Raw genomic sequence first — 12821 nt, 5'->3', positions numbered from 1 at the left:
GACAGAATGCGTAAAATTTTCTGTACCTGATGGCCGGTCACACGGATAACTGTCTTCAACACGCTGACAGGAGACCGGCCATGACTGATCAAATCACCCGCGCAGAAACCTTTGCCGCCCTGCATAAAAAGGGCGATCCGATTGTCCTCTATAATATCTGGGACACAGGCAGCGCCGGTGCCGTACGTGATGCCGGGGCCAAGGCGCTGGCCACGGGCAGTGCACCTGTTGCGATGGCGCAGGGCTTTACTGACGGCCAGAACATCCCCTTCGATCACGCGCTGGACAACGCCCGCCGGATCGTCGCGGCGGTAGATTTGCCAGTCTCGTTGGATCTGGAAGGCGCCTACGCAGAGGATCCGACTGAGATCGCAGTCAACGTTCAGCGCGCTCTTGAAACCGGGGTCATCGGCTTCAACTTTGAAGACCAAATCATTGGCACCAAAGACCTGTATGACACCGAAACCCAATCGGCCCGGGTCGCTGCAATGCGTGAAGGTTGCGATGCAGCGGGCATCCCTGCCTTCATCAACGCACGCACCGATATCTTTCTGAAAGCCGCGCCCGACACTCATACTGACGCGATGCTCGACGACGCAATTTCCCGTGCCAAATCCTATGCCGATGCCGGGGCCAGCGGTTTCTTCGCCCCTGGTCTGAAGGACGAAACCCTGATCAAACGCCTCTGCGACGCGACCGAGTTGCCCGTCAACATCATCGCCCTGCCTGGAACGCCCGACACACCTACTCTCGCTGGGCTTGGCGTGGCACGGATCAGCTACGGGCCCGTGCCCTATCGGCAAATGCTCGCTTGGCTGCAGGACAATGCGCATAAGGCGATTAACCCGTCGGCCTGACCACCTTTAGGGGATTGCATTTTTTTGGTTTCCTTCGCACCTTGCGCGGGAAGCCACAGGAGGACACGCCATGGCCAAAGGCTACTGGGTTGCCCATGTCGATGTGCACGACATGGAGACATACAAGAACTACATCGTCGCCAATGGTGCCGCGTTTGCCAAATACGGCGCTAAGTTCCTTGTGCGTGGAGGTGAGCGGGTCGAGCCCGAAGGTCAGGCCCGATCCCGCACGGTTGTCGTCGAATTCCCAAGCTACGCCGATGCACAGGCCTGCTATGAAAGCGAAGCCTATCAAAAGGCCAAAGCCCTGCGTGACCCGGTCTCGACCGGCGATCTTGTGATCATTGAGGGCTATGACGGGTAGTCCGCGCTTGGCGGACCACAAAATATGGACTAAACTGACCCGATGTTGAAAAAGCTCTTTCAGGCGTTCCGACCGCCGCAACATGATCACCTGCCCGACCCGGATGCCGAACTGGCTTTGGGGGCGCTGATGGTGCGCGTTGCTCAGGCGGATCGGGACTACAAGCTGGAAGAGATCAGCCTGATCGATCGCATCCTTGCGCGCCTTTATCAGCACAACGCAATCGAAGCCGCCAAAGTTCGTGCAACTTGTGAAAAACTTCACGCTGCAGCCCCTGAAACCGATACGTTTGGAAAGCTGATCCGCGAAACCACCGATTTGACAGAACGTCTGGCTGCGCTAGAGGCCCTTTGGGAAGTCGTCGTCGCAGATGGCAACATGGATGAAGGCGAAGTGAAGATCGTCGAAGAAGCTCGAATCGCAATGGGTCTGAGCTTCAACGACAGTCAGGCTGCGCGCGAGCGTGTGCAATCTCGCTTGGATGCCGGCTAAGCTGGGTCTATAACTGTCTCATGTTTAGTGATTTTCTGTCCCGGCTGACCCAGCCTCAGCCCGATCCGCTGGTCGATGACGATGCCCGCCTGGCCCTGACGGCCCTATTGGTGCGCATTGCACGATCCGACAACGACTATGCTGATTCCGAAATGGCCCGGATCGACCGAATATCGGCCGAGCGGTACGGCCTGTCCCCTTTCGAATCAGCGGCCCTGCGCGCCCGGGCGGAAGACCTGGAGTCAGAAGCACCGGATACCGTCCGTTTTACCCGCGCGATCAAAGAGGCTGTTGCCTATGAGGACAGGCTGGCCGTGGTTCAGGCGCTTTGGTCGGTTGCCTTGGCTGACGGTCATCGCACCGGCGAAGAAGACTCTCTGCTGCGTTTGGTGGTCAGCCTATTGGGCGTCAGCGACGTGGATTCTGCAATGGCCCGGCAGAGGGTGGCGAAATCGTGACAGCCTTGCTGGGCATGTACGACATGCCTGCTGTACGGCCAGCAAATGACCGGTTCTGGCAGTTGATTCGCACCCGACTGAACGAGGGTCCGGTACAATTGACCCGTGATTGCGACATGTGGGACATCTGGCTAAACCCCGACCTGATCTTCGCCCAAACCTGCGGAATGCCCTACAGAACCAAGCTGCATGGTCACGTGCAATTGGTCGGCACACCGGACTACGGATTGCCCGGATGCCCGCCGGGATATTACCGCTCGGTGATTGTAGCCCGGTCAGAAGATCAGTGTGATCTGCAGGAGCTTGTGCAAGGGGTTTTTGCTTATAACGAAGCTCTTTCCCAATCGGGTTGGGCTGCACCAATCACCCATCTATCCCAGATGAGCCTGACACCCGCGACGCTGCTGGAGACAGGCGGACATGCGTTGTCTGCTAAAGCGGTTGCAGATGGGGCGGCCGATTTCGCCTCTCTGGATGCCCTGACCTGGCTTTTGCTACAAGAGCATACTGATTTGGCGGGTAAGTTGCGTGAGGTAGCGGCCACTACGCCGACCCCGGCGTTGCCTTACATTACTGCGCTCGGGCAAGATGTGGCCCGCATTACGGGCGCGGTTCGCGCGGCCATTTGTGACTTGTCTGACGAAGACAAACAGATGCTGCACATCCGAGGGTTGATCCCGATAGGTGCGGATCAATATCTTGCCGTCCCAACTCCGCGTACGCCACAGGTGCTGCGGCACGGTAGCTGACCGTTTTGACGAAAACGTCTGGTCACTTTGGTGGATTCTGGGCTTGGTTTGGTGATTTGCGCATTGCATTGCTCTGATTTTTAAGCCCTAGTACCGCACCAACACCACAAACTACTGGACCATCCGTGACAGAATCCGCCCCCGTTATCGAGATCAAGGACCTTCACAAAAGCTTTGGCAATCTCGAAGTGTTAAGAGGGGTCGACATTACGGCCCATCGGGGTGACGTGGTGTCGCTGATCGGCTCGTCGGGCTCGGGCAAATCGACCCTGCTGCGCTGCTGTAATCTGCTGGAAGACAGCCAGCAAGGCGAGATCATGTTCAAGGGCGAACCGGTGCATTGGACTGGCAGCCACCACCATCGCCGCCCGGCCGATCCCAAACAGGTACTGCGCATCCGCACCAACCTGTCGATGGTGTTTCAACAGTTCAATCTCTGGGCGCATTTGACCATCTTGCAGAACGTGATGGAAGCGCCGGTCACGGTTCTGGGCCGTGACAGGGCCGAGGTTGAGGACAGCGCCCGCAGGTACCTGGAAAAAGTTGGCATCGGCGATAAATGCGATGTCTATCCAGCCCAATTGTCCGGTGGCCAGCAACAGCGGGCGGCGATTGCCCGCGGTCTGTGCATGGAGCCTGAGGCGTTGCTGTTTGATGAGCCCACCTCGGCGCTGGACCCCGAGCTTGAACAGGAAGTGATCAGGGTGATCAAGGATCTGGCGGCTGAGGGCCGCACCATGATCATCGTGACCCATGACATGCAGATGGCCGCGGATATTTCCAGCCATGTTGTGTTTCTTCACCACGGCCTGATCGAAGAAGAAGGCACTGCCGAAGATATCTTTACGTCCCCCGAATCCGAACGGCTTCGGGGCTTTCTCTCCGCCACTCAGGCGGCATAATTTTCAGGAAGAAACAAACTGGGGAGTAACCAATGAAAAACCTGATTCTGACCACTGCAGCCCTGGCGCTGACCGCTGGCATGGCCATGGCGGACACCGTCCGCATGGGGACCGAGGGTGCCTATCCTCCGTACAACTTCATCAATGACGCCGGTGAGATCGACGGGTTCGAGCGTGAACTGGGTGATGAGCTGTGCAAACGCGCCGAACTGGACTGCGAATGGGTCAAGAATGACTGGGATTCGATCATTCCGAACCTGGTCTCGGGCAACTACGACACCATCGCAGCCGGGATGTCGATCACCGACGAACGCGACGAGGTCATCGACTTCACTCAGGATTATTTTCCACCGACCGCATCTGCATATGTCGCCACGTCTGACGCGGCCGATGTGACTGGCGGTGTTGTTGCAGCCCAAACCTCGACTATTCAGGCGGGTCATGTGGCAGAATCCGGCGCAACTCTGGTCGAATTTGCGACCCCGGAGGAAACAATCGCAGCCGTGCGTAACGGCGAAGCAGATGCCGCCTTTGCGGATAAAGATTATCTTGTGCCGATCGTCGAAGAATCCGGTGGCGAGTTGGTCGTTATCGGAGAAGACGTTCCGCTGGGCGATGGCGTTGGCCTGGGCGTGCGCGAATCCGATGGCGAGTTGCGCGACAAGTTTGATGCGGCCATTACCTCGATGAAAGAAGATGGTTCGCTGAATACTATGATCATTAAATGGTTCGGTGAGGGCGCCGTCATTTACAACTAAGACTGTATGCGGGCCTGTGTCCCAATCAGGATGCAGGCCTGTCTATGGGTTGGCCAACTAGTTCGTCTGTTGCCCGAAGGGGAGGGGCGTTGTGTCCACTTTAAGCGTAACGCTTAACTCCATGCACGCGGAACCCGGAAGGTATATTCAGGAGCCCGGGATTTTGCGGCGACGACAGAGGAAAAGCGGTTCGACTCAGTTGTCATGAGACCTAAGCCAGTGGTCCGGTTGGAAATTTGGGGCAATCGGCCAGTATGGCCTTGCCAGCCCATCTGTGTGAATCCGGTAAGCTATTGGCATGAAACAAATTATGTGAAATTCCCCTCAAAAAAACTTCCTTTGGCGTTATCAGTTTTCGAATGAAATCAAAGGCGGCATTTCTGATCGGAGCATCTGAATTTCCTTTTTTGGCGGCATAATCCTTGCCCTAGTGTCAATCCCCGCAACAGGGATCGTGACCCCCTGGGACGGAACGGGGCGTACATCGACTTGCGGACGCGCTGACAAGCTGGCTCGGGACGAGAGAGGTTTCATAGCACATGGGCCGCAGGGAGAATGTGTCATTCTGTTTCCGGCCGAGGGCCGGTGCCGCCGGCGTCCGGACAGAGCCGGTCACGAGTTGAAGGCTCGGGATTTGCCCAAATCGTCAAAGCCGACATTCGGAAACAGGTCCGAGATTTACATCATGCGGGATAGCGCGCCAATTCGCTGCGGCTGCGTGAATGTGGGCAAAGGACATCATGAAATCTGGCTTAAGGGCTTGAACCGAGCGGGGTGTGGTAATGTCGCTGCGCCGGCATTGGGTGCTATGTTGCATTGGTTTCCAGTTGAATTGGCAAAGCCTGAAGCCTGCGCCACCGACCAGCGTTAGCGTGTGCCGCAAGTTCGGCGTGTGACCCGACGACAACCGGTGTGCCAACGGACAGCAACATCGGCAGATCCGAAATGTCGTCGCCAAATGCAAGACAGTTTGCAGCGTCAGCGGCTTGCGAAGTCAGGAAAGTCCGGATCGCCTCAGCCTTGCCGACTCCAATTGTCTGCGGCACTCCTATTTTGCCTGTGAAACACCCGTTTGCACCCCGTTTCATTTTGGTCGCTAGAATCCAGTCTACGCCAAGGTAATTCGCGATTGGGTCCAATACAGCTTTAAACGATCCGGAAACGAAAACCGGTTCAATATCATTTGCTTTTAGCTCCCTGAGCTCAGCCACCGGTTCTGCTAAGAAGAAACGTTCGGGTTTGTCGAGCCGAGCAGCAGCCCAAGTCTGAGCCGCTTTGCTAAGCTCCTCCGGATCAACTGCGGTGAAGTAACGGTAATATGCTCTGTTAAGAACTTCGCGCGACGCGCCATTGGTTCTCAATTCGGCGAAGTCTGTTTCAAACATCTCCAGACTGGCAGGATCATCGCGCCAATCCAGTGTCCAGAACCGGTAGAAATCGAACATGCTTTTCACCGAGATCAAGGTGTCGTCGACATCAAAAAAGGCAAAGCGCTTCACACTTTTTCCTCCTCATAGGTCTTCCTACGGCTCAGAGTCTGAAAATCAGGATGCGAGCCCACCACTCCGGCGTCTGCCCAGCGGGAGGGCTCGACCTCGTTCAGGAAAACGCTGATCTTATCCAGCGGAACGCCCGTAACGCGGTGCATTGCCGCCGTTACCTCCTCTAGAAGCATCGCGGCTTTTTGTGGGTCTTCCATCTTGAATGTCGAGATTTGAATGACTGGCATGATTGGTCCTTTCAGATCGGCAACGCGACTTAAGCCCGCGTCTGGAGGTCTTGAAACATTGGTGTGGGAAATTTCAGTTGCGCGTGGATATCGCCACCCAAGCCATAGCGACCAATGGCGCCACCATAGCTCATCTGGCTGCTCATCCACAGCACGACCACGTTGATAACGCGGTTTCCACCAGGGCGATCCGGCCCCGGAAAAGGGTCGGGTAGTACCGCTTCAAAGCTTGCTCTGCCTGAACTGTCGGTCACGAATACATTCGGCACACCCAAGGGACCCGGTCGTGTAGGGCCGGACGGATCAAGATCGTGCTCGCGCAGCGTCATGATCGTGTAGAGCGCGCGCGGCAGCAAAGCATCGAACTTAAAAGTGAAACGGGCAACGCGCGCTTCATCTTCGAGCGCGACGCGAATCCGCCCCCTCGCCTCAACCCAATCGTGGAGTCTAACGGGACGCTGGAGTTGCCGTCCATGTTCAGGAAGAAAATCCGGGATGGGTGCTTTGTGAAACGGATAGCTTGGCCGCGTGTCGGTGTTCGCGTCGGGGTATTGCTGGGGTGCGAACAACATCGGGTAGTTGTTGCAAGGCAACGGTAGTGGCAACGTATGGAGCATTTTATTGGCAAGATGCGGCAGTAACGGAGCATCGGGCGAAAAGTGCTCGAGGATGGTGTGAGGTGCCTTATCGCCAAAAACCGGCACCGGGCTTTCGGGTGACACGATTGCGCCCGTCCATTTCGTTTCGACGCGGTCGCCGAACGCTTGGTTTACAGCGCCGATGACAATGAAATTGCCATCTTCGTCCATGACTTCGCTTGGAGGGTAAAGTGGCCCTTGCGTGGTCACTGAAAGGTCATAGGTTGTTTGAATCATATCGGTTCAGCCTGATCGTTGCTCGGCGCTCTCGGAGGAGGCGCCGAGCAAATGAACGGTTTAGGCAGCACGTGCGGGCACTTTGGCGCTTGTGCTCGCGAGGGCACATTTTGCTGCGTCCAGCGCCAGCGTGGCTTCTTTTTGTGTAATGACCTGATGCGGATAGACCGTGAAGGCACAGCCAACGCGTGTTCGTGATTCGCCACCCTGGACGAAATCCATTTCGACCTGATACTTGTGACGCCGCTCGTTCACGTTACTCGACAAGACTCGATACTCAATGTGCGCCGGCAGCGGAAAAACGAATCCCTTGAACTCGGTTGTTATGGACGTGATGACGAAATACGTCTTCTCCGCCATGCTGGTCAGCAGGTATTTTTCGGTCACGGCGAGGAAAGACTGCCGCGCGGCTTCGACCAACAACATCCCCTGTACGTGCTGTCCGGTCTGGTGATCGCCCATCAATTCACATTCTTGGTCGATCCGAAGATCAAGAAAATAGGTATCCTTCGCGACCTTTGTCGGGCTACCGATCAGTGTATTGCAGGACTTTCGCTTGTGTGAAAACTCTGCGTCGGCGCGATCTGACAGATTTTGAAACAAAGTCAGATCCCATCGGCTGCCAGTCGGGTCGAGTGCCGCAATCTGTTTGAGGAGATCGGCAATCTCAAGGTCCGAAAGACCCTGGCCGGGCAGTAATTGCACCGGGCCGGACACCATATGTTCGGGCAACACCAACATCGCGCGAAGTTGGCTCAACGTCACCGCGGGTTTGCCTGATGTGAACTCAGCGAATTTGTCGGCAACAACGATCAGTGTATCGAAGGTCAAAAATTTATCGGTCATTGCAAGTCTCCAAAATGAGTTGTGATAAAGTGTCTGCTCGCCCGAATCAGGCCGCGAGTCTGGTGGTCTCCGCGTAAATCTTTGTGTAGAGACCGCTGGTTCCGCCAGTGATAAAGCGATCACCGGCCTGCTGCACGATGGTGCTGTAGCGCTCAGAGGAAAAGACTGCGCTATAGGTTGCGGGATCAACCGAGAAACCCGACACAAACATAACCCCGGGTTGGCCGCTGACTACCGAGTGAAAGGCAACGAAACTCTCTACAGCGTCCGCGTTGCGGACAACTTCGAAGATCGTCTCGTCGCGCCAGATGAGGTAGGCGGCGTGTTCGTCGGGGTTCACCTCTACATGTCGCAATTGGATGTAAGGCGTGTCCGGCAGCATGCTGCCACCTGTTTTAGGGGCCTCTACAAAATCAAGAATTTCACGGCGAATGTCGCCGCTCAAATGATGGGCGAAATCAGCTGCCACGGGGCCCAGCCGCTCGCGAAGGGCATCGAGTGCTTCAGCCGCATCCAATTGTTCCAAGGTTACGACTTCATCAGCGTCAAGCGCAACCAAAGTGCGGCCGTCAACTGTTGGTTTCAATACGGCCGCAAGGCTCGATGCAGCACCGGGTTTCGTGGGGTAACGGGAAATCAATAGAAGTTCAGTTGGCATATCCATCTCCTTGTTTCATAACGCTGGAGCGAGCTGGCCAGAATTGAGGGGAGCCATGCAGCCAGTCTACATCTCAACGTTGTATAGACGGGGATAGCGTTTTCCTGAATCGGAATCATTGGAGAAAAATGCAAACATGTTTTCCGGAATCGGAAAACATAAAGCTGCGCGATTGGTTGGACTTGAACGTCAGTACCCGCGAAGGCGTGCCCGATTGGAAACCACCAGTTCGCTTAGAAAATCGGCTAGGGCCCGCGTTCGTCGGGATTGCGCCAGATCAGATTGAATTACCAGATAGATTGGTTGATCGATTCCAATGTCAGAAGAGACACAGGTCAGATTTGCATCCGTCGCCAGGAAATGCGGCAGGACAGCAAGACCCAATCCGGCTGCTGTGGCCGATACCTGCGTTGAGAGCGACGTTGTGATGATCGCCGGTGATCGACCGCGAAGCACGCGCTCAACCCATTGCGCGGCGGGCAAATGTGCTTGCACTTCGCCCCAAGCAACGAACGCATCCGTCTCATAGCTGCCGTGGTCGGCACCGACCTGACGACGTTTGACATAGTCTTTGCTTGCATAGAGCCCATAACCAAGAGTGCCTAAACGTTTGAGTGTAACATTGCCGCGTTGCGGCTTGACCATACGCAGCGCCAGATCGGCGTCACGACGATGCACGTTTACAGTCGTAATGTCGGTCACGATCTCGACCATCAGGCCAGGATGTTTGGATTGGAATTCGGGCAACGCCGGAATGATCAACCCGCTTGCAAGGTTTTCCGCCGTCGCCAAACGGATCTTGCCGGTCAACTGCGCCTGCTGTCTCGCACCACTGCTCAAAGCCAGCGCCGCCGCCTCCATCGCTTCGGCTTTCTCGATAAGATCGCTGCCATCTTCGGTCAGCTGGTAGCCCGTCTGGTGCCGTACAAACAAGGGTACATCCAGAGCTTCTTCCAGCCGGTTGATCCGACGCGAAAGTGTGGCGATGCCAATGTTCAGAGCGTTGGCTGCCATACTTAGCGTGCCATGTCGGGCCACGGCCAGAAACGCCCGCGCGTCGTCCCAAACCAATCCCTTTACATCGAGCTTTCCGATTATGGAAATCGTGTTCTCATTATTCTCTAGTTTTTCCATCTAAGGGGTATGCCATGCTCATTCCCTGACATTCAAGGAGGTCTATCATGCAGAAACGTAAACTTGGTCAAGGCCTTGAGGTGTCGGCCATCGGGCTCGGTTGTATGGGGATGAGCGAGTTCTACGGGCCGCGCGATGACGTTGAATCGCTGAATGTTCTGGCGCGGGCCGTCGAACTGGGCATCAATTTCTTCGACACAGCCGACATGTACGGGCCGCATCATAACGAAGAACTTATCGGAACATTCCTACATGAAAGCGGTGCGGATGTCCGTGTGGCCACGAAGTTCGGGATCGTTCGCAATCCCGGTGAATACAAGCGCAGCCTGAACAGCGGTGCGGACTACGCTCGTGCTGCCTGTGAAGCGTCGCTACGACGGCTGGGGGTTGATTGCATAGACCTTTACTATGTGCACCGGGTCAACGCGAAACAGCCGATTGAGGCAACGATGGAAGGTTTGGCGACGCTGATCAAAGAGGGCAAGATTTCCCATATCGGCCTCTGCGAAGTCAGCGCAGAAACCTTGCGCAAAGCGCATGGGGTTCATCCCGTCACGGCTGTCCAGACCGAGTATTCCCTCTGGTCGCGACAAGCTGAAGCTTCAGTTCTGCCAACATGCCGTGAGTTGGGTGTGGGCTTCGTGCCCTATTCGCCGCTTGGCCGCGGTTTCCTGACCGGCCGCTTCCAGTCAACCAACGAACTGGAAGAGGGCGATTTTCGCGCCTCGCTGCCGCGCTTTGCAGAAAGAGCGATCGATCAAAACCGCCGCGTTGCCGATGTGATCGCTGATATGGCCGCCGAAAAGGGCTGTACTTCGGCGCAACTCTCGCTTGCCTGGCTGTTGGTGAAAGGTGACGACATCGTCCCAATCCCGGGGACCAAACGCCGCAAATACCTTAGCGAGAATGCAAGCGCCACATCGGTTGATCTTACAGCCCGGGACTGCATCCGGCTCGAAACAGCGATCGAACAGGTGCCAGTGGTCGGTGAGCGGTACACTCCCGAAGGCATGAAGGGGGTGGACGCATGACCCACAGCACCCATGATGCCAGCCGCCGATCCAGTGCGTTGGCCCTGCTCGAGCGGTTGGAACCCAGCGCAGCTCAACGTGTGGCCAGCAATCTCGATGCGTTCGATGCAGATGCGGTCGAGCTAATCCTCGGGTTTTCCTTCGCCGATGTGGTTGGTCGGGATGGAATAGATCTGAAGACGCGTGAGATGCTGACGGTGGCGATGCTCGGCGCCAAAGGCACCGCACCCAGTCAGCTCGATTTTCACATACGCGCTGCGTTGAACTGCGGCGTGAGCCGACAGGAAATTGTCGAGATCATTTATCAAATCGCTGTTTACGCCGGAGTACCTGCAGCGATGAACGCCATCGCTTCGGCCAGAAAAGCGTTTGAGACCACCGAAACTTGATCCTAGAAACGGAGTCCCCAACTTATGTCCCAAGATGTTCAGCGCGCCGACTACCGCGCCTGGCTGGCTATTGCCGCACTCGGCACCGGCAGCTTTTCCATTGTTACCGCTGAGCTCGCGCCGATTGGGCTTCTTTCCCAGATCGGCGGCGATCTGGGGGTACCCACCGGACAGGTCGGCCTGATCGTGACACTCTATGCCTGGATTGCCGCAGCAGCAGCAATTTCCTCGGCAGTCTGGCTTGGCGCCGTGCCGCGGCGACCACTGCTGATCGGGCTAATGGTTGTTCTCGCGGCATCCGGCTTTGCTGCAGGCCTGTCGGAGAGTTTTGCCTGGCTCATGGGCGCTCGGGTTCTGGGGGCCATCGCCCATGGCGCATTCTGGGCGATGATCGGAACACTCGGAGCCCAGATTGTGCCCGCTCGGCAAGTAGGCCTGGCGACCTCCATCATCTTTGGCGGCGTGTCAGTCGCTAGCGTGCTGGGCGTACCATTTGCCAACCTGATCGGAGTCGGGGCGGGCTGGCGCATCGCATTTCTGGCCATTGGGGTGCTATCATTGGGCGTAGCCTTCGCGATGTGGATCACCGTGCCAGTCGTGCAAGGCACCGGTAACGTCGGAGTGCGACCGCTGATCCGCATCTTGTCAAATAGTCGTTTCCAGCGAATATTTGCGGCCACGCTTTTTGCCGTCACGGCACATTTCATGGCATACACTTACATCGAACCTTTCCTCACGGGAGCAGAGGAGGTTTCGATCCGCGCAGTCGCGCCTTTGCTATTCACATTCGGAGCCGCTGGAATCGCAGCGAACATGGTGACCGGTGCACTGATCGATTCCTGGCTCAAGACGATTGTGATGGTCTCACTGCTTCTGGCCTGCGGAGCGCTGAGTGCGCTGACCCTACTCGGAGCCAGCATCGGCGTAATGGGCATCGCCTTGGTACTAATCATATGGGGCGGAGCCATCGCAGCGATCCTTGTCGGCCTGCAAACCTGGGTATTGAAGGAAGCGGGCGCAGACGCCCTCCAAGCATCCGCAATCTATGTGGCGCTCTTCAATGGTGCAATTGGCCTTGGCGCGGCGCTCGGAGCAGGCTTGCTAGAGACCACTGGCCTATCCAGCCTATTTCTCTGCTCTGCGGTGTTGGTTTGCATTGGGTTCATATCGATCGCTGCGCTGCGCGAACCTCAGGTGAGAACGGCGGTGAGAAAGTCGACCACGGAAGCGGCGGGATGACCCTGCTGCGGGCGGCGTAAAAGTCGTCCATCTTTGCCCTTCTTTTCGTAACGGAGGGGGGCGGGAGGATCTTTTCCGTGGATTTGTATCGTAAAGTTCGTCTGGCCTGTGCCGAGGGCATGAGCCAGCGAGAAGCGGCCCGGCATTTCGGGATATCTCGTGACAGCGTTCGCAAGATTTTGGCGTTTTCGGTCCCGCCCGGCTACCGGCGGTCAGCACCGATCCGGCGGCCCAAGCTGGATGGGTTCACCGGGATCATTGATCAATGGTTGTCGGAAGATCGGCAACGACCGCGCAAACAGCGGCATACTGCCAAGCGGATCTGCGAGCGACTGCGTGA

At 56.6% G+C, this 12821-nt stretch carries 16 protein-coding genes and 1 pseudogene; 11 read left to right on the top strand and 6 right to left on the bottom strand.

What is annotated here, in order from left to right; all coding sequences use genetic code 11:
* Window positions 1–80: 80 nt before the first annotated feature.
* The 7 genes from D9K61_RS20510 to D9K61_RS20480 all read left to right on the top strand — a co-directional run bounded on the left by D9K61_RS20510 (window position 81) and on the right by D9K61_RS20480 (window position 4580).
* A complete protein-coding gene (locus tag D9K61_RS20510; RefSeq protein ID WP_120635076.1) occupies window positions 81–857 on the top strand; it encodes an isocitrate lyase/phosphoenolpyruvate mutase family protein in 777 nt (258 codons plus the stop codon).
* Window positions 858–927: 70 nt separating this feature from the next.
* Window positions 928–1221: a DUF1330 domain-containing protein gene (locus D9K61_RS20505; protein ID WP_120635075.1), complete on the top strand. Its 294-nt coding sequence runs from the start codon at window positions 928–930 to the stop codon at window positions 1219–1221.
* Window positions 1222–1263: 42 nt separating this feature from the next.
* Window positions 1264–1713 (top strand): TerB family tellurite resistance protein, encoded by a 450-nt coding sequence (locus D9K61_RS20500; protein ID WP_120635074.1) that lies wholly within the window; start codon window positions 1264–1266, stop codon window positions 1711–1713.
* Window positions 1714–1733: 20 nt separating this feature from the next.
* Window positions 1734–2171, top strand: coding sequence for a TerB family tellurite resistance protein (locus D9K61_RS20495; protein ID WP_120635073.1), 438 nt, complete (start codon window positions 1734–1736; stop codon window positions 2169–2171).
* On the top strand, window positions 2168–2920 hold the full coding sequence (locus D9K61_RS20490; RefSeq protein ID WP_254055836.1) for a phosphate/phosphite/phosphonate ABC transporter substrate-binding protein: 753 nt from the start codon (window positions 2168–2170) through the stop codon (window positions 2918–2920). Before D9K61_RS20495 ends, D9K61_RS20490 begins: the two co-directional genes overlap by 4 nt.
* A gap of 125 nt (window positions 2921–3045) precedes the next feature.
* Entirely contained in the window at window positions 3046–3822 is a 777-nt protein-coding gene (locus tag D9K61_RS20485) for an ABC transporter ATP-binding protein (RefSeq protein ID WP_120635072.1), read from the top strand.
* A 32-nt stretch (window positions 3823–3854) separates the two neighbouring features.
* A complete protein-coding gene (locus D9K61_RS20480) occupies window positions 3855–4580 on the top strand; it encodes a transporter substrate-binding domain-containing protein (RefSeq protein WP_120635071.1) in 726 nt (241 codons plus the stop codon).
* An 806-nt stretch (window positions 4581–5386) separates the two neighbouring features.
* Here D9K61_RS20480 and D9K61_RS20475 read toward each other — a convergent pair.
* From D9K61_RS20475 to D9K61_RS20450, 6 genes are all read right to left on the bottom strand, one after another.
* Window positions 5387–6079 (bottom strand): HAD family phosphatase, encoded by a 693-nt coding sequence (locus D9K61_RS20475; RefSeq protein WP_120635070.1) that lies wholly within the window; start codon window positions 6077–6079, stop codon window positions 5387–5389.
* A complete protein-coding gene (locus tag D9K61_RS20470) occupies window positions 6076–6309 on the bottom strand; it encodes a tautomerase family protein (RefSeq protein ID WP_120635069.1) in 234 nt (77 codons plus the stop codon). Before D9K61_RS20470 ends, D9K61_RS20475 begins: the two co-directional genes overlap by 4 nt.
* A gap of 29 nt (window positions 6310–6338) precedes the next feature.
* Entirely contained in the window at window positions 6339–7118 is a 780-nt protein-coding gene (locus D9K61_RS20465; RefSeq protein ID WP_216825838.1) for a hypothetical protein, read from the bottom strand.
* A 126-nt stretch (window positions 7119–7244) separates the two neighbouring features.
* Entirely contained in the window at window positions 7245–8030 is a 786-nt protein-coding gene (locus D9K61_RS20460) for an AfsA-related hotdog domain-containing protein (protein ID WP_120635067.1), read from the bottom strand.
* 46 nt (window positions 8031–8076) lie between these two features.
* Window positions 8077–8688, bottom strand: coding sequence for a hypothetical protein (locus D9K61_RS20455; RefSeq protein WP_120635621.1), 612 nt, complete (start codon window positions 8686–8688; stop codon window positions 8077–8079).
* A gap of 189 nt (window positions 8689–8877) precedes the next feature.
* On the bottom strand, window positions 8878–9822 hold the full coding sequence (locus D9K61_RS20450; RefSeq protein ID WP_120635066.1) for a LysR family transcriptional regulator: 945 nt from the start codon (window positions 9820–9822) through the stop codon (window positions 8878–8880).
* Window positions 9823–9869: 47 nt separating this feature from the next.
* Here D9K61_RS20450 and D9K61_RS20445 point away from each other — a divergent pair, with 47 nt between their 5' ends.
* The 4 genes and pseudogenes from D9K61_RS20445 to D9K61_RS20430 form a co-directional block, all read left to right on the top strand.
* Window positions 9870–10853, top strand: coding sequence for an aldo/keto reductase (locus tag D9K61_RS20445; RefSeq protein WP_120635065.1), 984 nt, complete (start codon window positions 9870–9872; stop codon window positions 10851–10853).
* Window positions 10850–11242: a carboxymuconolactone decarboxylase family protein gene (locus tag D9K61_RS20440; RefSeq protein WP_120635064.1), complete on the top strand. Its 393-nt coding sequence runs from the start codon at window positions 10850–10852 to the stop codon at window positions 11240–11242. The genes D9K61_RS20445 and D9K61_RS20440 overlap by 4 nt, the downstream gene beginning before the upstream one ends.
* A gap of 24 nt (window positions 11243–11266) precedes the next feature.
* Entirely contained in the window at window positions 11267–12481 is a 1215-nt protein-coding gene (locus tag D9K61_RS20435; protein ID WP_120635063.1) for an MFS transporter, read from the top strand.
* 119 nt (window positions 12482–12600) lie between these two features.
* Window positions 12601–12821: pseudogene (locus D9K61_RS20430) on the top strand (IS21 family transposase); the annotation flags it as partial.

It is taken from the genome of Ruegeria sp. EL01, assembly GCF_900313035.1.
In the GTDB taxonomy this organism is placed as follows: domain Bacteria; phylum Pseudomonadota; class Alphaproteobacteria; order Rhodobacterales; family Rhodobacteraceae; genus Ruegeria.
Note: the sequence above shows the minus strand (reverse complement) of the source record. Positions and strands in the feature narration are given on the sequence as shown.